At 58.1% G+C, this 20,101-nt stretch carries 16 protein-coding genes; 15 read left to right on the top strand and 1 reads right to left on the bottom strand.

All coding sequences use genetic code 11. The features are described from left to right. The first annotated feature begins 103 nt into the window (after window positions 1-103). Window positions 104-526, top strand: a complete 423-nt coding sequence (locus AC1RS8_RS23625) for a DoxX family protein (protein ID WP_458372950.1) — start codon at window positions 104-106, stop codon at window positions 524-526. 168 nt (window positions 527-694) lie between these two features. Here the strand turns inward: AC1RS8_RS23625 and alr are convergent, their stop codons facing one another. Then, entirely contained in the window at window positions 695-1,924 is a 1,230-nt protein-coding gene (gene alr / locus AC1RS8_RS23620) for an alanine racemase (RefSeq protein WP_223531880.1), read from the bottom strand. A gap of 442 nt (window positions 1,925-2,366) precedes the next feature. Here alr and AC1RS8_RS23615 point away from each other — a divergent pair, with 442 nt between their 5' ends. The 14 genes from AC1RS8_RS23615 (at window position 2,367) to AC1RS8_RS23550 (ending at window position 20,095) form a co-directional block, all read left to right on the top strand. Next, window positions 2,367-3,740 (top strand): sigma-54 interaction domain-containing protein, encoded by a 1,374-nt coding sequence (locus tag AC1RS8_RS23615; RefSeq protein ID WP_218497851.1) that lies wholly within the window; start codon window positions 2,367-2,369, stop codon window positions 3,738-3,740. Window positions 3,741-3,922: 182 nt separating this feature from the next. Beyond that, window positions 3,923-5,071, top strand: a complete 1,149-nt coding sequence (locus AC1RS8_RS23610) for an iron-containing alcohol dehydrogenase (RefSeq protein ID WP_223531882.1) — start codon at window positions 3,923-3,925, stop codon at window positions 5,069-5,071. 76 nt (window positions 5,072-5,147) lie between these two features. After that, window positions 5,148-6,590, top strand: coding sequence for a hypothetical protein (locus AC1RS8_RS23605; RefSeq protein WP_223531884.1), 1,443 nt, complete (start codon window positions 5,148-5,150; stop codon window positions 6,588-6,590). Window positions 6,591-6,950: 360 nt separating this feature from the next. Continuing rightward, on the top strand, window positions 6,951-8,666 hold the full coding sequence (locus AC1RS8_RS23600) for a sensor histidine kinase (protein ID WP_458372949.1): 1,716 nt from the start codon (window positions 6,951-6,953) through the stop codon (window positions 8,664-8,666). A 7-nt stretch (window positions 8,667-8,673) separates the two neighbouring features. Continuing rightward, window positions 8,674-10,023, top strand: coding sequence for a sigma-54-dependent transcriptional regulator (locus AC1RS8_RS23595; RefSeq protein ID WP_458372948.1), 1,350 nt, complete (start codon window positions 8,674-8,676; stop codon window positions 10,021-10,023). A gap of 285 nt (window positions 10,024-10,308) precedes the next feature. Further along, window positions 10,309-11,640, top strand: coding sequence for an ABC transporter substrate-binding protein (locus AC1RS8_RS23590; RefSeq protein ID WP_458372947.1), 1,332 nt, complete (start codon window positions 10,309-10,311; stop codon window positions 11,638-11,640). 30 nt (window positions 11,641-11,670) lie between these two features. Then, complete coding sequence (locus AC1RS8_RS23585) at window positions 11,671-12,990, top strand: ABC transporter substrate-binding protein (protein WP_458372946.1); 1,320 nt, start codon at window positions 11,671-11,673, stop codon at window positions 12,988-12,990. 72 nt (window positions 12,991-13,062) lie between these two features. Next, window positions 13,063-13,962 (top strand): branched-chain amino acid ABC transporter permease, encoded by a 900-nt coding sequence (locus tag AC1RS8_RS23580; protein ID WP_223531573.1) that lies wholly within the window; start codon window positions 13,063-13,065, stop codon window positions 13,960-13,962. Beyond that, window positions 13,962-14,906 (top strand): branched-chain amino acid ABC transporter permease, encoded by a 945-nt coding sequence (locus tag AC1RS8_RS23575; RefSeq protein ID WP_458372945.1) that lies wholly within the window; start codon window positions 13,962-13,964, stop codon window positions 14,904-14,906. The genes AC1RS8_RS23580 and AC1RS8_RS23575 overlap by 1 nt, the downstream gene beginning before the upstream one ends. Further along, window positions 14,903-15,685, top strand: coding sequence for an ABC transporter ATP-binding protein (locus AC1RS8_RS23570; protein WP_223531571.1), 783 nt, complete (start codon window positions 14,903-14,905; stop codon window positions 15,683-15,685). The genes AC1RS8_RS23575 and AC1RS8_RS23570 overlap by 4 nt, the downstream gene beginning before the upstream one ends. After that, window positions 15,682-16,329 carry an ATP-binding cassette domain-containing protein gene (locus tag AC1RS8_RS23565; protein ID WP_458372944.1) on the top strand — a complete coding sequence of 216 codons (648 nt, stop codon included), beginning with the start codon at window positions 15,682-15,684 and terminating at the stop codon, window positions 16,327-16,329. Before AC1RS8_RS23570 ends, AC1RS8_RS23565 begins: the two co-directional genes overlap by 4 nt. 10 nt (window positions 16,330-16,339) lie before the next feature. Then, entirely contained in the window at window positions 16,340-17,494 is a 1,155-nt protein-coding gene (locus AC1RS8_RS23560; protein ID WP_458372943.1) for an iron-containing alcohol dehydrogenase, read from the top strand. A gap of 17 nt (window positions 17,495-17,511) precedes the next feature. Further along, window positions 17,512-18,666 carry an iron-containing alcohol dehydrogenase gene (locus AC1RS8_RS23555; RefSeq protein ID WP_458372942.1) on the top strand — a complete coding sequence of 385 codons (1,155 nt, stop codon included), beginning with the start codon at window positions 17,512-17,514 and terminating at the stop codon, window positions 18,664-18,666. Between the two features lie 184 nt (window positions 18,667-18,850). Beyond that, window positions 18,851-20,095 carry an OprD family porin gene (locus tag AC1RS8_RS23550; RefSeq protein WP_458374825.1) on the top strand — a complete coding sequence of 415 codons (1,245 nt, stop codon included), beginning with the start codon at window positions 18,851-18,853 and terminating at the stop codon, window positions 20,093-20,095. Window positions 20,096-20,101: the final 6 nt, after the last annotated feature.

Raw genomic sequence — 20,101 nt, 5'->3', positions numbered from 1 at the left:
GTCCGTAATAGTTAAATTGCAGATTGTAGGGTTGCTGATTACTCGCAACAATATATTCGGAAGGCAGCGCAACGTGCGCTGTCAGTGTTATTTTGGAAGTTGTATGGACGATTTTAAAGGTATCTCCTATGGTGTTTTATTGCTTCGCCTGACAGCTGGTATTGCGTTGCTTGCGCACTCTCTGTATTTAAAGGTTTTCGTTTTTACAATGTCAGGTACTTCAAGTTTTTTTGAGTCGATTGGCTTGCCGGCTGTGTTGGCGTGGCTGGTTCTCGGAGTTGAGGTCACCACGGGTGCAATGCTGGTGCTGGGCTTTAAAACTCGCTATGCGGCCTTGGCGGCCATTCCTGTTTTATTGGGTGCCACCTGGGCGCACTCGGGTAATGGCTGGCTGTTCAGCAGTACCGGCGGGGGCTGGGAGTACCCGGCATTCTGGACGGCGGTGCTGATTGCTATCGCGCTGTGTGGCGATGGTGCTTATGCCCTAACGCCGCAGCGTGCATCGGATAAAAATGCCGCCAGCTGAAAGACGGAACAGACGTCCTGAAAAAACCATGACCGCTGCCCAGGCCGAAGCTCCGTTGCCAACTGAACTCTGGTGCGGTTTTTGGCCAACTGGCGGATCAGTGCAACTGCGCAATGAAAAGCCACCCTGATGAGGTGGCTTTTCATCACATGCTATGGGCCTCTTGCTTTAGTCGACCAGTATTCGAATGTTTGAGGTGCCCCACATGGTGTAAACATCGGCGAGCAGTGCACCGTTATTGATGTCTTCCAATTCAGCTTGTGTAATCTCGGCATCGCCTTGTTTGCCATAGAGCGTTACGGTATCGCCGGGCTTGACGTTTTTTATGTCGGTCACATCTACCATAACTGTGTTCATCGAGATTTTTCCGACCGTGGGCACTTTCACGCCATTGATAACGACAAAAGACTTGTTGGTAAACACTCGGCGGTAGCCATCTGAGTAACCTACTGGGATGTTGGCGAGCCTGGAGTCTCGAGTCAGTGTGAGGGTGCGGTCATAACCCACTGTGTTTCCGGCAGGATAGGTGTTGACCGCAGCAACCTTACTTTTAAGTGACATGACGCGTTTCAGCTCGGCGCGGCCGATCAAATCGCCGTAAAGTGCTCCGCCCACGCGCACCATGTCCAAGTGGGTTGCCGGGACGTCAAGCGTTGCGAACGAGTTGGCACAATGAACGGTAATTTCGTCACGGTTCAAGTGTGCTGTCTTGATGATCCAGTCCTGCTCCGACATGAACTTGTCATAGGCCTCCATGACGAAGGCCTTATCCTCGACGGCGAAGTGCGTCATGATCCCGGTGACCTTCAGTCCCTTCATTGAGGTGATTTCTAGCACGTCTTTTTTGCCCTGCTCGGTGGCAAGCTCCAAGCCATTCCTACTCATGGCGCCCGCATTGGTAACGAGATGAATTTTGATGGGCTTGCCATTGTGTTCTGCCAGCGTGCTGATGGCTTGGGCTACCTGTGCATTGCCGATAAGCTCTTCAATGTCATAAGGCAATGCGCTGACGATTTCTCCCTCCGTGGCTTGCCGAACGCGAATTATTTTTCCTGTGTAGCCCTCTTTTCTGGCAATTCGCGCTTCTTCATTACTCGCAATGCCGATGCAATTAATGCCCGCTTCCATGATCGTCGGAATCAATAATGCGATGCCGTGGCCATAAGCATCTGCTTTCATCACGGCGCACAAGCTACTGCCTTTCGATAATCTGCTTTTTACGAATTCTATATTTTGCTTGAAAGCAGATTTATTGATCTCTAACCAGGCGTTTGTTTGGGATATTGTTGCATTTACGTCCTGCTTGAAGTTGTACTCCTGTAGCAGCGGTGCAGCGACAGCCTGAGTGCCAAGTGCAATGAAACCTACTGCGGCAAAGTGAGAAAATGTTGTTTTCATTATTTCATCCTTTGAATGCTTTTTTGCAGGGGAAGTTGGTTTCGTGTTATTCGCTCAATGCTACACCTTCAATGCACAGGTGCCAGTTGGCAAATGGCTTGTTGCATTGAGCGTTTTGCTTGTTGTAGCAAGCTAACTGCTCGTGCGGGTTGTTCTGAAGTTAGTGTCTTTGCTGTTTCTTCCAGGTGGGCGGGGAGGTGTGGGAGCAGTTCGTGAGAGGGGAGGTAAGTGATGACTCTTTTCACTTGTCGGACGGTGACCTGTTCCAGCCAGCCCTTGAGTCAACGCCGGCGTCACACGCTTCTATTGGATTAGGCCCCATGCCCTTGGCTGCATGGGACCACTTCAAGGCTTCAATTGCTCTCTTGTCTTCCCGTCACTCTCCATCCCTCAACACAACGTTTACACTTAACGGCTCCGCACTCTCGAAGGAATCTCCCCGGTGAACGTCAACGACGCCAGTTTCGAAGAACTGCTCAACGCTTTGCATGACGGCGTCTACATCACTGATGGCGACGGCAAGACGCTGAAGGTCAATCAAGCCTATGAGCGCCAGACCGGGCTCAGTGGTGCTGATCTCATCGGCCGATCCATGCAGGAGCTGGTGAAGGAGGGCGTCCTCTCGCAATCGGCCACACTGCGTGTATTGCATGAAGGTCGGCCGGTGTCGGTGATGCAGAGCCTGAGTCAGGGCAAGAAATTGCTAGTCAGCGCCACGCCGATTCTCGACGCTGATAACCGGATTTCATATGTTGTCAGTACCGTACGCGACATGACCGAACTGCTGCGCATGAAACACGAGCGCGATGAGTTGCAACAGCTTAAACAACTGCGCAACAGCACCGCCAAACTTCATGCTGGCCAACGAGACAATCTTTTGCGTTCTCCGCTTATGGCCGATCAGGAGGTTTCAGGCCGCGTCTTCTCGCTGGCCCGGCAGGTTGCCAGTAGCTCGGTGAAGGTTCTGCTTCAGGGAGAAACCGGCGTCGGAAAGACCCTTGTAGCGCAATTCATCCACAACGCCAGTCCACGGGCCAGTGAACCATTTCTCGCGCTCAACTGCGGTGCACTGCCCGAGAATCTGATTGAAGCCGAGCTGTTTGGTTATGCGCCTGGAGCGTTCACAGGCGCAGGCCCCAAAGGCAAGCGCGGCCTGTTGGAATTGGCGCATCACGGAACATTGTTTCTCGACGAAATTGGTGATTTGCCACTGCCGGTGCAGGTCAAGTTACTCAAGGTTATCGAAGAAAATCGCTTCATTCCTGTCGGCGGCCTGGAGTTGAAGGAGGTCGATGTGCGCATCATTAGTGCCACCCACCACGACCTCAAGCGTCTGGTGGCAGACGGTCGTTTTCGGGCTGATCTGTATTACCGGCTCAACGTGGTGCCGATCAACATTCCAGCACTGCGCGAGCGTCGTGAGGAGATTCTGCCGCTTCTAAATTACTACCTCGATAGATTCAATGTCCGTTATGAACGCCAGGTTCAATGGAGTCTCGAAACCCTCGACCTGATGTGCGACTACACCTGGCCTGGCAACATCCGTGAGTTGATCAACATCGTCGAACGGTTGGTGGTGACCAATCAAACCGGGACTATTGAGGCGCTGGACATGCCTGAGGAGATCCTCAACCTCAACCCGCTGAATACCGATGACAGCCGCTTACCGCTGCGCAAGGTGTTGGAAAACGCCGAGCGCAGTGCGATTCGTGCCGCGCTGCGTGTGCACAAGACCACGCGCCTGGCGGCCAAGGCGTTGGGCGTGAGTCAGGCGACTGTGGTGCAGAAAATGAAACGCTGGGAACATTCTGATTAGGATTTTAATCAGCCCCGAATTAATCGATCAGAAAACTAATCGGGACTGACCGGTAAAAAAACCTCTTTTTTCGTGTGAATCGCGCAAAGGCCCACGCCACAGGGCTTTGCGGGTATTGGCACGTCTTTCGCTATCTCATATGGCACGTCTTCCAATAAAACAACATCCACTGGACGAGCACTATGAACATCTCTGCTTTCAAAATCGCCAACAAACTGATCACTGGACCGGCTGCTATCGAGCAGCTTGCCACTGAACTGAATCGCCTCAATGTCAAAAACCCGCTGATCGTGACAGACGCCGTTCTGGTCCAGTCCGGCACTGTGGGCTTGGCGCTGGCACAGTTGGGGGGGCGCTGTTACGGCATTTTCGATCAGGTCAAACCGGAACCTGAAATTGCCATCGTTGAGGACTGTACCCGCATTTATCGCGAGGGCGGCCACGACGGGTTGATTGCTGTGGGTGGCGGCAGCGCAATTGACATCGCCAAAGGCGTCGCGGTGTTTGCCGAATATGAAGGTCCACTGGCTGAACTGTTCGGTGTCGATCTGGTGAAACGCAAAGGCCCCGTGCTGATTGCCATTCCGACTACCGCTGGCACCGGTTCGGAAGTGACCAACGTGGCAATCTTTTCTGACAAGCAAGCGAAGCTGAAGAAAGGCATTGTCAGCGACTACCTGCTGCCTGACGTAGCATTGGTCAGCCCGATCATGACCCTGACTTGTCCACGCAGTGTGACGGCGGCCAGCGGTGTCGACGCGCTGGTGCATGCGGTCGAGTCTTATCTTTCGGTGAATGCTTCGCCCATCACTGATGCCATTGCGCTGGGTGCGATCAAGCTGATCGCCAAGGCGCTGCCCAAGACTTATGCCAATCCGTCCAACCTCCAAGCCCGGGAAGACATGGCCACCGCCAGCCTGATGGCCGGCATGGCCTTTGGCAACGCAGGGGTAGGCGCAGTGCATGCTCTGGCGTATCCATTGGGCGGCCGGTTCAACATCGCCCATGGTGTCAGCAATGCCTTGCTGCTGCCGTACGTGATGGAGTGGAACAAGATGGCCTGCGTCGAGCGCTTCCGTGACATTGCCGAAGCCATGGGCGTGCGTGTCGCCGACCTGAACGACAAGGATGCGGCGGATCAGGCTGTCAAAGCCATGGCGGATCTATGTGCCGCTGTGGATATCCCAACTGGTATGCGCAGTTTCAACGTGCCTGAGGATGCCATCCCGGCGATGGCCGAAGAGGCCAGTAAGATCGACCGCTTGATGCGCAACAACCCGCGCAAGTTGACCGCCACTGATATTGAGAAAATCTACCGCGCAGCCTACTGATCCCGAAAAGCCGCGACGCCCCAGCCTGCCGGTTCGGGCGTCTGCCATTACAAGACCAATAAAACAGGTGCACTCAATGTCCAACACTACTGCGCAACGGAGCGAAAGCCCGTACATCCCGCTGGGTCCTTTCAAGGTTCGGTTGCCGTTTGTTCACTACAAAATCGAGCTTCCGGACTACCTTCAAGGCTTGCTGATGTGTGCCGTGGATCTGGCCGCCATTCCGCTGATGACCGAACTGCTCGGCATGCCATTTGAGGTCGCACTGGCCGTCGTGATGCTCAACGGCTTGCTTTACCTCGTGCACCATTTGCTCGGTGACCCGACCATACCTGGCTGGATCACCCCGGCGGTACCACTGTTGATGGCTTACTGTGCTCAATTTCCAGTGGGCCCGGAGCGTGTCCACGCCTTGATTGCCTTCCAGTTGATGCTGGGGATTTTCTCAATTGCCCTAGGGGCGACCGGGATGGCGAAGAAGGTTGTGGAGTATGTGCCCTCGGCGATCAAATCCGGGATTATCGTCGGTGCCGGCTTGAGTGCGGTGATCGCGGTGTTCCAGGTTGGCGGTAAATTCAATGTGCTGCCCTGGACGATTTCCATTGCGGTCGGCATCGCCTTCTATCTGATCTTCTCTCAGCACTTCAACGAACTGAAGCAGCGTAACCGCTTCTGGTGGAACTTCGCCAAACTGGGGATCTTGCCGATCATTCTGTTGGCGGTGGTGATTGCGCCGCTGTTCGGTGAGGCGCCTTGGCCAACCATTCAGTGGGGCATCAGCAAACCGGATTTCGCCGGGCTGTGGAGCAACTACACCGTGTTCGGTCTGGGCATGCCGCCACTGTCTATGTTCATCTCCGCGCTGCCGACCATGCTGGCGGTGTACATCATTGTCTTCGGCGATGTGCTTAGTGCGAAATCGCTCCTCGATGAGGCAGAAACTGTCCGCACTGATGAAGTCGTCGACTACAACGCCGATCGCTCTCACCTGATCTTCGGCGCGCGTAATGCGTTCATGAGTATCTTTGGCCCGGATGTCGCCATGTGCGGCCCAAAATGGGCGGCGATGCTGGTGGTGGTGATCGAGCGTTTTAAAGGTGGGCCGAAGGCGATGAAATCGATCATCGGCGGTGTCGGGTCGTTCCGTTGGGGGACCAACACCGGTCTGCTGTTGTTGCCGGTAGTGACTCTGGTACAGCCGATTCTCGGTGTTGCCCTGTCGCTGACGTTGCTGATCCAGGGTTATGTGAGTGTGCGTCTGGGCATCCTTGAAGCTCGTAGCCAGCGCGACTTGGGTATCGCGGGCGTGATCGGCGCGGTACTGGCGATCAAGGGTGCGAGCTGGGCATTCGGGATTGGCGTTGTGTTGTGTTTGCTGATCTACGGCAAAAACTTCTTCAAAGGCGAGGTGGATGGGACATTTGCCAAGGATCTGAAGGCGGCGGATACCAAGCCGGCCAAAGGTGCTGAGTCGCCCAAGACTACTAAGAAGGTAGCAGAAGAGGCTATGGCTGACTGACAGGCCTGAGTCGCTCTATCTGACACTATTGCGGTGAGCTTCCTCCCACAGGTTTTGTATTGATCACGTCATCTGTGATCAACACTCATCCATTTGTGGGAGGAGCCACGGGCTAACTCCAGCCACGCCCCACGAAAGAAAGTTCGCCTTGCCTTCGCCATGCGAGCGATACCTTCCAGGTTAGCGATGGTGGTCGGGTTTCTGCGATCGTGAAGCTGTTAGCGTCAAGTGTGTCGCAGAATATGCGGGGAGGAGGGTATCTCCGACAATTCGCAGTCGTACTTCCACCGAGACGAATAGACAGATACAAGCTGTCGTCTCTAAGCTGGCAGCGACTTTATAAAAACAATCAAAAAAGCCATGAACCGTACTGCTTACTTCTGCTTGCTGCGCAAGTGGCTCGCCCGGCCGCACGGCAGCCTGGTGGCACGCTATACCTTACTGTCCGTCTTTGTGATGAGCATCGCCCTCATTATGCTGGCAGTGCTCTATGAGCAATTGGCCAAAGATTTGCTCAATCGCTTGACTGGTGAACGTCTGGACGCCCAGGCCTTGTCCACGGCGAACCGCTTGTCTTCATTTCTCGATGATCGCTTTTACCAGGTCTCGGCATTGTCCAATCACCCGAACATGCCGGGGTTTATTGCCGATCAGTCCGCGCCCGGCAGTGACGTGGAGTCTTTGCTCAAGATCGAAGCGGATTTTCCGTTCCTGTATGGCGTGCTGTTTTTCGATGAACAGGATCATTTGGTCAACGTGCTGCCGGGGCAAGCCGCCTCTGGTGAGCCCTATTGGACCAACACTCATTGGTCTATCGCCGGACTGCCGATCCAGTGGGTAGGTGATATCGAAGTGATCGGGCCATTGCTGGCTGAACCCGGGCGCTCGGGTGGCTTCTTGATCCGCAAGACCATCCGCAATGGTCGCACCGATCACCGTGTGCGCATCGCCTTGCACCTGCGCCTTGCATCACTCACCGAGTTGCTCGTCAGTGCCGGGATGAGCGGGGTGGTTGCGCCGTTGCTGCGGGTGCCAGGCGGTGCCTTTATCGACCCCACCGGGCGCGCGGTCGAGGCGCCGAATCAGTGGCGTGACGGCCCCCAGATAATTCCCGGTTGGCAACTGGTGTTCAGAGTGCAGCCTGGGGCCATCCTTAAGCCGTTGAACGATGCACGCTGGTGGTTGTACTGGATAGCTGCTGGTTTTATCGTGTTTATCCTCATAGTGTTTTTTACTCTGTCGCGACAGTTGCGCTCGCGGGTCAGCACCTTGTTACAGGGCGCTCATCAGTTGTCCATGGGCGACCTCAGTTATCGCCTGGCTGAACAGCCCCGTGACGACGAAATCAACCATGTAGCGCGGGCGTTCAATGTAATGGCCGCGCGCTTGGCGGACATGTTGGAAAACACTGTGCGGACAGAAAATCTCGCGGTACTGGGGGCCTTTGCCACGGGCGTGGCCCATGAGGTGCGCAATCCCCTAACAACCATGAAAACTACAGTGCAAGCCTTGCTGCGCCGAGAAGAAGAACCAGAGCGACGCCACTTGCTGACCGACCTGGGCAAGGAAATCGACCGCTTATCCCATGTCACCAGCGATCTGTTGGAATATGGGAGGCCTCACCCGGCTCAACCCGAGGTGGTTGCCGTGGCGCCGTTGTTCGAGCAGATCGTCCAGCTGGCAGGGCCGGACGACCCGCAATTGCTGTGCGAAACAGAACCAGGCTTGCAGCTTTACGTCGACCCGGACCAGATCCGGCAGATCCTGGTCAACCTTTGTTTGAATGCCTTCCAGGCCTGCGACAACCAGAGTCCCGTGCGCCTGTGCGCCCAAGTATGGGGCGGGCAGGTGCGGGTCATGGTCATTGACCAGGGCTGCGGTATCTCCGAGGCGGACTTGCAGCGCATCCGCCAACCGTTTTTTACCTCCAAGGCGCGGGGTACCGGGCTGGGGCTGAGCATCAGTCAACAACTGCTGGAAGCCAACGGTGCGCGCATGGACATTATCAGTACGCTTGGCGTAGGGACTCAGGTGATCCTGGACTTCCCCGCGCCCCCAGGGAACGAGGCGAAGTAAACCACCGATGACTGACATTCACGTTTTGATAGTAGATGACGAAGAAGCGCTGGTGCGTTCCCTCAGCTACGCCCTGCGCGGTGAAGGAATGCGCATCAGCACGGCCGGCAGTGGTGAGGCAGCGCTGGAGCTGTTGGCGGGGGAGACCACCGGCATCGATATCGTGCTGCTCGACCTCGGCTTACCGGGCATCGATGGCCTGGCCACGTTGGACGGTATACGCCAGCTTCACGCACAACTGCCGGTGATCATGATTTCCGCTCACGGTGATACCCGCGCCGCCGTACAGGCAGTGAAAAGCGGCGCCACTGACTACCTTACAAAACCTTTTGAACTCGACGACCTGCTGGCGACCATCACCAGCACCTTGTCATTGGCCAGATGCGAAGAACCCGCAGTGGCGGTGAGTGATGAACTGGCCGCTGGCCTGCTTGGCCATAGCCCGGCGATGAGCACCTTGCACGCAGCGGTGGGGCGCATTGCCCGTAGTTCCGCGACACGGATTTTGTTGCTTGGAGAATCCGGCACGGGGAAGACTTTGGTCGCCCAAGCCCTGCACAACCATAGCGGGCGAGGTGGGCAACCGTTTATCGAGGTCAACTGTGCGGCATTGCCGGAGCAGTTGATCGAGGCAGAGTTGTTTGGTTCGGAAAAAGGCGCGTATACCGGCGCTCACCAAAAGCGTGCCGGGCTGGTCAGTCAGGCCGATGGCGGCACGCTGTTTCTCGATGAGATTGGCGAATTGCCGCTGGCGCTTCAAGCCAAGCTCCTGCATTTTCTTGAGAACGGCAGCTACCGAGCCGTGGGCGCCAGTGCCGCGAGTAGCGCGGATGTGCGGGTGGTGGCGGCGACCAATCGGGATCTGGCCGATGACGTGCAATCGGGACGCTTTCGTGAGGACCTGTTCTATCGCCTGAACGTGATCACACTGGATATTCCTTCACTGCGCGAGCGCGGTGAAGACGTGCTGTTGCTGGCCCAGCATTTCGCTCGGCGCCAGGCTGTGGAGGAAGGGGTCGAACCGATCCGCTTCCTGCCGGACAGCGCCCAGGCATTGGTCCGTCACCGCTGGCCGGGGAATGTGCGCGAGCTTAAAAACCTGGTAGAGCGCTTGACCATACTGTCACCGGGGCAGGCGATCAGCGTGGCGATGTTGCCGCCAGCGTTGCAAGGCCTGCAGATCGAGCCACTGGTACTGGGCGAGCAGCTCGAGCTCGCCGAGCGTGATCTGGTCACCGATGCTCTGAGCCGCGCATCGGGCCATAAGGGCCTGGCAGCAAGCCTGTTGGGGATTTCCCGGCACGCGCTTAAGCGCCGTCTGCATCGCCTGGGACTGGATCGCTCGACCGAGCGGTAACCGCTCAACAATGCGCGCAGGTTGAGCGCCAAGCGCTCAATACAATCGTCGCAAATCTCAGTAGCCCTGCCGAGGCAAGTGGCTGCGATCAATTTCAAGCGCGCTCACCCCGGGCGCCCAGGTATGCCTGGCAGACTGCATTTCCAGGCTGGCGGCCGCTTGCGTCCCGATCGTAGCCACTTGCCTCGGCAACGGCTACAAGCTTCTCAGCCTTTCTGGCACACCCTTTGCTCTATCCCTCTGGCTAACTAACAAGAGGCGTTGCCAACGCCCTAAAGGATACTTATGTCTCTGCCACGTCCATGGTTTTATTGCTCGCTCACAGTCTGCAGTCTTTTGCTGAGCGTTGTTGCCTCGGCTCAGGTCGGCCGCGTGGAGTTGGGCGCGGCCGCCTCTCAGGCGGACCTGACGATGGGCTGCCTGTACCCGATGACCGAGCGCGCAGCGATCTACGGCCAGGACAGCATTGCCGGGATCCAGATTGCCCTAGGCGAGTTGCAGGCTCAGCGCGAGGCCGGCCAGCAAGTGCCACGTCTGCGCGTGATCATCGATGACGATCAGTCCAAGGCTTCCTATGGCGTAGGCCTGGCGAAAAACTTCATCCACCAGGACGGTGTGCAAGTGCTGTGCGGTATGGTCTCGTCCGGCGTGGGGCTGGCGGTCAGTCAGTTGGCCAAGCGCGAGAAAGTACTGATGATCGGCACCGACCATGCGTCCTCGCGCATGACCCTGGAAAACGGCCACCCGTACTATTTCCGCGTCACCAATGACACTTGGACCTCGATGGCCGCCGGTGCCCGCTACCTGCAAGCCCTGCAACAACAAACCGGATGGAAACGCCTGGCGTTCATAGGCCCGGATTACGAATACGGCCACGTGTCCCGCGATGACTTGCACGAAGCCTTTGCCCAACTGGGTGTCAAGTTCGAGGACGTCACCGAACTCTGGCCACGCCTGTATGAGCCTGACTACTCCGCCTATATCGCCGCTCTGGAACAAGCTAAACCCGACATCATTGTCTCGGCCCTGTGGGGCGGTGACTTCCAGGCCTTCGTCAAACAGGCAGCCAGCACCCGGTTGTTCGCCACCTCGCGCCTGGCCAACTTCGACACCGGTGGTAACTACGATTTCCTGGTGTCCTTGGGCGACCAGGCTCTGCCGGGGCTGATCCTCTCGGCACGGCACCATAACAACTGGCCGGATACGCCGCGCAATCGTTCCTTTGTCGAGCGCTTCCAGGCCATCAACGGTCGCTACCCGACCTACGCCGCCGAAGGTGCCTACACCGGTGTCATGGTGTTAGCCAAAGCCTATGAAAAAGCGCTGGGCAGCGTCGACTCCCAGGAGTTGATACGTGCCTTGGAAGGCTTGGAAATTGCCTTGCCAGAGGATCCGCCCGGGTTCGTCTCAAGGATCGATCCGCAAACTCATCAGATCCAGCAGACCCAGGCAATTGGCATTCCGGTGCTCAACAACGATTACCCGCCCGCCAAGGTGATGCTGGGTAATTGGGTGGTGTATTCCGCCCAGGAACTGCAGCAGAACAGCGCAACCATCAAGCGTCGAATGAACGCTGAAAGCCCTAACTCGAAAAAGAGTCGTCCCGAGAGTCCCTAGTCAATTCATCAATCGAAAGTGGAAGCACAGATGAACAATTATAAGAAAAACATACTGAAGCACCGTTTGACCCTCGCTATTACCGCTGGCGTTGCCCTGTCCATGGGCTCCTCGGCCATGGCTGCCGAGAACGGTAAGTTTCGTATCGGCGTGGTGACTTTCCTATCGGGCCCAGCAGCCGGGCCGTTCGGTGAGCCGTCCGCGAACGCCGCCAAAGTGCTGGTGGAAGGGCTAAACCAAGGCAAGCTCCCGGCGCCTTACAACACCATTGGTATCAACGGTGCCGAAATCGAGGTGGTGATCATCGACGAAGCGGGCGGCGCGGCTAAACAGGTCGAAGAGTTCCGTAACCTGGTGCAGCGCCAGAAGGTCGATGCAGTGGTGGGCTACATTTCCTCCGGTGACTGCCTGGCCATTGCGCCTGTGGCCGAAGAGCTGGGGGCCATGACCGTGTTTTACGATTGCGGCACTTCTCAGCTGTTCAATGAAGACAAGACACCGCAGTTTGTGTTCCGCACCGGCCTTGATGCGGCCGTGGACAATATCGGCGCCGCCCGTTACCTGACCAAGACCCGCCCCGACGCGCAGAAAGTTGCCGGCATCCAGCAGAACTACGCCTTTGGACAAGACAGCTGGAAAGACTTCACCCACTCCATGGAGCAGTTGATGCCCAAGGCCAAGGTGGTCGAGTCGCAGATGCCTAAGGTCTTCCAGGGCCAATACGGCGCCGAGATTTCCGCTCTGTCGGTCAAGCGCCCGGACATCATCCACTCCAGCTTCTGGGGCGGCGACATGGAAGCGCTGGTGTTGCAAGCCAATGCCCGTGGTTTGTTGGAAGACGCCACCGCGGTCCTGACCTGCGGCGAGTCCGCCCTGGACCGCTACAAGGACCAGGCTCCCAACGGCATGGTCATAGGTGGCCGTGGCCCGTTTGGTGCGTTCGCGCCGGATAACGAACTCAATCGCTGGTTCAAGGACAAGTACCAAACCGCGTACAACACCGCGCCGACTTACCCGGCGAGTAAAATGGCCCAAGCCATTCTCGGCCTCAAGCACGCAGCGGAGAACGCCAAGGTTGAACCGGGCAAGATCCCCGCGCCGCAGGAAATCGCCAAGGCCTTCAAGGGCGCGACCTTCGAGTCAGTGTCCGGCACGGTGCAAATGGCCCGCGCCGGAGGGCATCAGGCGGTGCAGGGCATTTCCTATGGCGAGTACCAGTACGACAAGGCGAGCAAGAAAGGCGCCGTGCAAAACGTCATCGCCTTCTCCGGCGAATGCGTGACGCCACCAGACGGCACTGCCGCCCTGGAATGGATCAAGGCTGGCTTCCCCGGTGCCCAGTGCAACTGATCAACCTCGCTTGATTGTTCCGAAGTGGCGGCCCGTCCGGCGTCGCCACCTTTATGCCAAGGTAGGACCTCTATGATGAGTCTTTTCGCGGTGCTGATTGACGGCACCATCTATGCCTCGTGGCTGTTTTTGGTCGCGGCAGGGTTGACGGTGATCTACGGGGTCATGCGGATCCTGAACATGGCCCATGGCAGTTTTTATGCCATTGGCGCCTACACCGCAGCTTCGCTGGTGGGCTGGTATTTCAATAACGGTATCGGCCCGGTCTGGGCCGGTTACCTACTGATGCTTGGCTGTGCCGTGGTGGCCGGGCTGATCGTTGGCCTGATTATCGAGCGTGGGCTGCTCAAGTTTATGTACGGCCGAGACGAAGTGCTGATGGTGATCATCACCTACGCGCTGCTGCTGGTGTTGGAAGACACCATGAAAATGATCTGGGGCGTGAACCCCTATTTTGCCTATCAACCCTACGCCGAAATGGGCCGTAGCGCCTTGGCCGGGCTGAAGGTATCCAATTACGACCTGATGCTGGTAGGCGTGTCGCTGGTGCTTGGACTGGGCTTGTACCTGTGGCTGGAACGCACCAACCAGGGCAAGGTCCTGCGGGCTGTGATCCACGATCGTGAAGTGGCTATGGCCATGGGTGTCAACGTCAAGCGCATGTTCACCCTGGTCTTTGTGTTGGGCACCATGCTCGGCACCTTGGCCGGTGCCTTGACCGCTCCGGCTATTTCCGTAGCGCCGGGCATCGGCGTGGAAATCATCGTCCTGGCCTTCGCCGTGGTGGTGATCGGTGGCATGGGCAGTATCGAAGGCGCGGCGGTAGGCGCCTTGCTAGTAGGGCTGAGCCGTGCGGCGGCGGTGCACTATGCGCCGGAGTTCGAACTCTTTGTGATTTACGGCGTCATGGCGCTGGTTCTGGCGGTACGTCCGCAAGGCCTGTTCGGCCGCGTGCTTGCGAGGAAAATTTGATGCGTATGGATAAAACCGAACTGATTCTGCTGGCGGTTGCAGCGTTGCTGGCCGCCGGTAGCTGGATTGCTCCGCAATGGCTGGTGTTTTTGCTGACCATGGCGTTGGCCAAGGCCATGGTAGTGCAAGGCGTGGTGATGCAGATGCGCGCCGGTCTGGTGACCTTTGGCCAGGGCTTGTTCTTCTGCGTTGGTGGTTATGCCGTGGGCATGAGTGGACATTTCCTAAACATCACCGACCTAGCCGTGTTGCTAATGATCGGCGTTGGCGTCGCGGTTTTATTGGCGATGGTTCTAGGGCTGCTGATGACCCGCTATCGGGAGATTTTCTTCGCCATGCTGTCGTTGGCGTTCTCGATGATCCTCTATGGCGTGCTGGTGAAAAGCTCGGCCCTGGGCAGTACTGACGGCTTCAACGTCAAGGCCTGGACCCTGTTTGGCTGGTCGCCGGCCGCCGGGCAGGGACCGCTGGTTTTGTTCATGATCATCGTTGCCAGTTCGACGGTGCTGGCGGTGTTGCTGCATCGCTACAGCCGCAGCAATGCCGGGATGATGTGTGAAGCAATTCGTGAAAACGAAGTGCGTGTCGAATACCTCGGGCAGTCCCCACGCTGGGTGCTTTACATGAACTACGTAGCCGCCGCGGCCGTTTCGGCATTGGGCGGTGGTTTCATGGCCTTGTCCGCCGGGCATATCGACCCGGAAATGGCCTACTGGATCACCTCCGGTGAGTTCGTGTTCATCGCCTTACTCGGCGGCACCGCCCACGTGGCGGCACCCTTTATCGCCGCCATCGTGTTTGCCGTGGTGCGCACTTACGCCATCGAACTGGTGCCCCATAGCTGGCAGATGATTCTGGGCTTCACCTTACTGGCGATCATCGTGTTCCTGCCCAAGGGCTTGTGGAGCCTGTTTACCGGTAACGCTAGGAGGGCTAAAGCATGACCTGCATTCTCGAAACCCAAGGTCTGTGCAAGGAGTTCGGCGCAGTCACTGCAGCCAAGGACGTCAATGTGCGGATCAACAAAGGGGAAGTGGTCGGTGTGATCGGCTCCAATGGCGCCGGCAAGACCACTTTCATCAATATGGTCACAGGTTACTTGAAGCCGAGTCGGGGCGAGATCCTGTTCAATAACCAGTCGATCATTGGTCGCACACCTCGAGCGATTACCCGCTCGGGCATGGCCCGCTCGTTCCAGGTCGCCCAACTGTTTGCGCAATTGAGCGTGCTAGACAACCTGCTGATTGCGGTGGCGGCGGCCGAAAGCCCGTTTCCAGCGCTGCTGGTGCCTATGCGCAGCGCCTCACGGATTGCCCGTGCCGACGCCATTCTTGTCGAGTTCGGCATACCGCAGTGGCGTGACACTCTGGTCACCGCGGTGCCGCAAGGGGTGCGCAAACTTATCGACATTGCCATGGCCTTGATTGGTGATCCGCAGATGTTGCTGCTCGACGAACCCACCAGCGGCGTTAGCGCCGAAGAGAAAACCGCGCTGATGGACACCGTGATGCGCGTCGTTGCCGAGCATCAAGTAACCGTGCTGTTCGTCGAGCATGACATGGACGTGGTACGCCGCTATGTCTCGCGCATTCTCGCGTTCTACAGCGGTGAAGTCCTGGCCGACGGAGCCCCGGAAAAAGTCTTGGCCAATGCGCAGGTGCAGGAGTTTGTCACTGGCGGCGCCAAGGCCCACGACAAGGCACAAAGGAGTGCCGTGAAATGAGCCTGGAAATTCGCAATCTCAATGTATCGATTGAAGGCATACCGATCCTCAATGACGTATCGCTGTCCATCGGTCCCGGGGAAATGGTCGGTCTAATCGGCCACAACGGCGCGGGTAAGACCACCTTGATCCGCGCCATCATGGGTTTGTTGCCCACGGACCACGGCGAGATGTTTTTTGGCGGGCAGGACCTGCGCGCGCAGCCGGCCTTTACCCGCGCCGCAGCGGGTATCAGCTACTTGCCCGAAGACCGGCGCCTGATTCCGTCGCTGACCGTGGAAGAGAACATCATGTTGCCAGTGTGGGCCAACAAACTGGTCGACAGCAAACAGCGACTGGACTGGGTCTACAGCCTGATTCCAGAGATCGCCCAGTTCCGTGACCGCAAGGCGATGCAGTTGTCCGGTGGCCAGCAGAAGCTGGTGGCCATGGCCCGGGCACTGATGCCGGGCAATCAACTGTTGATTCTGGACGAACCTTTCGAGGGCGTAGCGCCGGTCTTGTCTCGGCGTTTAAGCGAGGTGATTGCCAAGCTGGGCCAGGAAGGCCTGTGCGTGTTGATCTCCGAATCCGATGACACACATTCTGCCGACCTGGTCGATGCGTTGTTTCGCATCGAGCGCGGCAGCGTGACAGCAGGGTAGGGGCAGCTGTATGTCGACATTTAACTTTGAAACCACGCCACGTGTGATCTGTGAGATCGATGGCGCGTTGCGCCTGGGCACCCTATGCCACGAGCTAAAGGCCGAGCGGGTATTGCTGGTCAGCGATCCGGGGTTGTTGCGCGCCGGTTTGCTGGATGCACCCTTGCGAGCCCTGCACGAAGCCGGGGTCGACGCGACACTGTACAGCGATGTGCAGGCCGATCCGCCGTCGGAATCGGTACAGCACGCGGTGGATGCCGCCCGTAACTGCCGTGCCCAAGCAGTGATCGGCCTGGGCGGTGGCAGCTCCCTGGATACCGCGAAGTTGGTAGCCTTGCTCTGTGGCCGCGAACAGGCGCTGGAGTCGATCTACGGTATCAACCTGGCCCAAGGCCCGCGTTTGCCATTGATCCAAGTGCCGACCACGGCGGGCACGGGCTCGGAAGTAACGGCGGTGGCGATTGTCACTACCCCCAGCCATGAGAAAAAGGGCGTTGTCAGCCCATTGCTGTATCCGGATATCGCGCTGCTGGATGCCCGACTGACCGTCGGCTTGCCGGCAGCCGTCAGCGCCATGACCGGTATCGATGCCATGGTCCATGCCATCGAGGCCTACACCAGCGTGCACAAGAAGAATGTGCTGTCCGATGGCCTGGTAATGCAGGCGTTGCGCCTGCTGGCGGGCAATCTGGATCGGGTCCTGGCGACGCCGGGGGATTTACCGGCCCGCTCCGACATGCTTCTCGGCTCGATGCTAGCGGGCATGGCCTTTGCCAACTCGCCGGTGGCGGCGGTGCATGCCCTGGCGTACCCGTTGGGCGGCCACTTCCATGTGCCCCACGGCTTGAGCAACGCCTTGGTGCTAGTGCCGGTGCTGAACTTCAATCGTCCTGCAGCCGAGGCGCTGTACGCGCAACTGGCGGCGGCGGTGCTGCCAGGGCAGCGCTTTGCCAGCGAGGCGTTGGCCTGCGATGCCTTTATTGAGTTCATGACCCGGTTGGTGGAGCGCATGCCGTTTGCCCAGCGGCTACGGGACGTGGGCGTGACTGTCGACGACCTGGATCGCCTGACCGATGACGCGATGAAGGTCGAACGCCTGCTTATCAATAATCCGCGCCCGGTAACCCACCAAGATACCCGCGCCATCTATGCCTCGGTGCTGTAAACAAAAAGGACTGACCGATGAGTTATGAATTCAGAAGCGTGCCGCGCATAGTCGGCGAAGAGGGCGCGTTGCACAGCGTGGGCAAGGTGCTCAAGGATCTCGGTGCGCAACGGGTGATGCTGGTGTGCGATCCTGGCATTGTCAGCCTGGGTTTTGTAGTTAAGGCCCAGGATTCGCTTGAGGTGGCTGGCTGCGCAGTCACAGTGTTCGACCAAGTGGTTCCCGACCCTTCGTCCGCCGTGGTCAAAGAGGCCGCCGAGCAGGCCCGACAATTCAAGGCCGATGGCGTGCTGGGGCTCGGCGGCGGCAGTTCCTTGGACGCCGCCAAACTGGTGGCGTTACTGATCAACAGCGAACAGCCCTTGGAGGAGTTGTATGGAATCGACAAAGCCCAGGGACAGCGGGTACCGCTGGTGTTGGTGCCGACCACGGCAGGCACCGGCTCTGAAGTGACTTGGGTCTCCGTCATCACTGACGAGCAACAGCGCAAGCAAGCGGTGTATTCGTCGCAACTGATGCCGGACGTGGCGGTGCTCGACCCGCAACTAACACTCGGACTGCCGCCCAGAGTCACCGCCGCCACCGGTTTGGACGCCATGGTGCATGCAATCGAGGCCTACACCAGTCGCACACGTAAAAACCCGATTGCCGATGGCTTGGCCACCGCCGCCTTGGGATTGCTGAGCGCCAACCTGCGCAAAGTATTGGCCAACGGTCAGGACGTGGTGGCGCGTACGGCGATGCTGCAAGGCTCGCTGATGGCGGGCATGGCCTTCGTCAACGCCTCGGTGGCGGCGATTCATGGGTTGGCCTATGCGCTAGGGGCACGCTTTCACATTCCCCACGGCCACGCCAATGCCCTGGTGATGGCGCCGGTACTGCGTTTCAACCTGAGCGCGGCGCAAAGCCAATATGCGGAGCTCGCGACGTACCTGTTGCCGGGCCGCGATTTCGAGCACGAAGCCGAGGCCGCCGAAGCCTTTGTTCAGGCAATTGAAGTGCTGGTGGCCGACAGTGGCCTGGAAACCCGGCTGTCGAAACTGGGAGTGGACGAACCCGCCCTCACCGAAATGGCCAACTCGGTGGTGGTGAACCTGCGTCGCCTGATCGACAGCAATCCCAGGGACATGACCGAGCAGGACGTAGAAGCCCTCTACCGCAGCATCTTCTAACCGACTGACGCGCATCGCCCATTAGCGTGCGGTGCGCCGAAGGGATACGCGCTCTGATTCGACAGTGTGTATCCATTTGTCCCTCCCTTTATTCACCTCGTCTGCCAACGCGGAGGGGAGGGTTTTGTGTGCTTTTTTAACCATGAGTATAAAAATAATGAACTGCTGCAATAAAAACAGCCGCATGTTGGCACCTGTCGTCGGTACCTATGTCTTAGGGCTGGCGCTGGCCGCGTCTGCCTTTCCGGCCGTTGCCGAGGGCTTTCTCGAAAACGCCAAGGCGAACCTTACCTCGCGCAACTTCTACATCAACCGCAACTTTACCAACCCGACTTACCCGCAGAGCAAGGCCGAGGAGTGGACTCAGAGTTTTATCCTCGACGCCAAGTCCGGCTTCACCCAGGGCACCGTGGGTTTTGGTGTGGACGTGCTGGGGCTGTACGCGCTCAAACTCGATGGTGGTCGCGGTACCGCCAACACCCAGTTGCTGCCAGTGCATGACAATGGCCGTCCAGCCGATGATTTCGGGCGACTGGGCGTGGCGTTGAAGGCTCGGCTGGCAAAAACTGAGCTGAAGGTCGGCGAATGGATGCCGGTACTGCCGATCCTGCGTTCCGATGACGGCCGCGCCCTGCCGCAAACCTTCCGCGGGGGCCAGGTGACTTCCCAGGATATCGACGGTTTGACCCTGTACGGTGGGCAGTTCCGCGGCAACAGTCCACGCAACGACGCGAGCATGGACGATATGTCGATGACCGGGAGGGGCGGGGTTACCTCCGATCGCTTCAACTTTGCCGGGGGCGAGTACAGCTTCAACAGCAAGCAAACCATGATTGGCCTGTGGAATGCCGAGCTCAAGGACATCTACAACCAGCAGTTCATCAACCTGGTGCACAGCCAAACAGTGGGTAGCTGGGTATTGGGCGCCAATCTGGGCTACTTCATCGGCAAGGAGAGCGGCAGCGAGCGGGCAGGGGAGCTGGACAACAAAACCGCCTCCGCCATGTTCTCGGCCAAGTATGGCAGCAGCACCTTTTACCTGGGCTTGCAGAAAGTCAGCGGCGACAACGCCTGGATGCGGGTCAATGGCACCAGCGGCGGCACCCTGGCCAACGACAGCTACAACTCCAGTTATGACAATGCCAAGGAGCGGTCCTGGCAGTTGCGTCACGACTTCAACTTCGTTGGTGTGGGCATTCCCGGGTTGACCCTGATGAACCGCTACATCAGCGGTGAAGACGTACACACCGCGACGGTGAGTGACGGCAAGGAGTGGGGCCGGGAGAGTGAGTTGGCCTATGTGATCCAGAGTGGCAGCCTGAAAAACCTGTCGCTGAAATGGCGCAACAGCACCCTGCGTCGCGATTACAGCAGCCTGGAGTTCGACGAGAACCGTCTGATTATCAACTACCCCTTCTCGGCGCTTTAATACCGC

It is taken from the genome of Pseudomonas sp. GW821-FHT12A04 (genome assembly GCF_058807755.1).
This window is presented reverse-complemented; position numbering and strand designations above follow the sequence as displayed.

Coding starts and splice junctions, on each gene's coding strand:
- AC1RS8_RS23570 (WP_223531571.1), top strand. CDS start 14,903: ATGACCTGCATTCTCGAAACCCAAGGTCTGTGCAAGGAGTTCGGCGCA.
- AC1RS8_RS23580 (WP_223531573.1), top strand. CDS start 13,063: ATGATGAGTCTTTTCGCGGTGCTGATTGACGGCACCATCTATGCCTCG.
- AC1RS8_RS23595 (WP_458372948.1), top strand. CDS start 8,674: ATGACTGACATTCACGTTTTGATAGTAGATGACGAAGAAGCGCTGGTG.
- AC1RS8_RS23605 (WP_223531884.1), top strand. CDS start 5,148: ATGTCCAACACTACTGCGCAACGGAGCGAAAGCCCGTACATCCCGCTG.
- AC1RS8_RS23565 (WP_458372944.1), top strand. CDS start 15,682: ATGAGCCTGGAAATTCGCAATCTCAATGTATCGATTGAAGGCATACCG.
- AC1RS8_RS23610 (WP_223531882.1), top strand. CDS start 3,923: ATGAACATCTCTGCTTTCAAAATCGCCAACAAACTGATCACTGGACCG.
- alr (WP_223531880.1), bottom strand. CDS start 1,924: ATGAAAACAACATTTTCTCACTTTGCCGCAGTAGGTTTCATTGCACTT.
- AC1RS8_RS23600 (WP_458372949.1), top strand. CDS start 6,951: ATGAACCGTACTGCTTACTTCTGCTTGCTGCGCAAGTGGCTCGCCCGG.
- AC1RS8_RS23575 (WP_458372945.1), top strand. CDS start 13,962: ATGCGTATGGATAAAACCGAACTGATTCTGCTGGCGGTTGCAGCGTTG.
- AC1RS8_RS23590 (WP_458372947.1), top strand. CDS start 10,309: ATGTCTCTGCCACGTCCATGGTTTTATTGCTCGCTCACAGTCTGCAGT.
- AC1RS8_RS23550 (WP_458374825.1), top strand. CDS start 18,851: ATGTTGGCACCTGTCGTCGGTACCTATGTCTTAGGGCTGGCGCTGGCC.
- AC1RS8_RS23560 (WP_458372943.1), top strand. CDS start 16,340: ATGTCGACATTTAACTTTGAAACCACGCCACGTGTGATCTGTGAGATC.
- AC1RS8_RS23555 (WP_458372942.1), top strand. CDS start 17,512: ATGAGTTATGAATTCAGAAGCGTGCCGCGCATAGTCGGCGAAGAGGGC.
- AC1RS8_RS23585 (WP_458372946.1), top strand. CDS start 11,671: ATGAACAATTATAAGAAAAACATACTGAAGCACCGTTTGACCCTCGCT.
- AC1RS8_RS23625 (WP_458372950.1), top strand. CDS start 104: ATGGACGATTTTAAAGGTATCTCCTATGGTGTTTTATTGCTTCGCCTG.